This window comes from Geitlerinema sp. PCC 9228 (genome assembly GCF_001870905.1).
Taxonomy (GTDB): domain Bacteria; phylum Cyanobacteriota; class Cyanobacteriia; order Cyanobacteriales; family PCC-9228; genus PCC-9228.
On the sequence record NZ_LNDC01000201.1, the window covers coordinates 312 to 533 of the forward strand.

A 222-nucleotide genomic window follows, 5' to 3' on the forward strand; every position below is an offset into this window, starting at 1 on the left:
TTTCCTTGTTGTCTGAGCGCATTGCCCAGACCGTTGTAAGCATAGGCATAGTCGGGGTTGATTTGGAGAGCTTGGCGGTAGTTTTCGATCGCTTCTTCTAGCTTTCCTTGGTCCGACAGCGCATTGCCCAGATTGTTGTAAGCATAGAAAAACTCAGGATTGAGTTGTAGAGCTTTCTGGTATTTCTCTATAGCTTCTTCTAGCTTTTCTTGATCCCATAGG

1 protein-coding gene is annotated in these 222 nt (G+C 45.5%); it reads right to left on the reverse strand.

Features of this window, described 5'->3' with window-relative positions:
* A partial coding sequence (locus AS151_RS21100) for a tetratricopeptide repeat protein (RefSeq protein ID WP_139240827.1) occupies window positions 1-222 on the reverse strand: 222 nt, incomplete at both ends.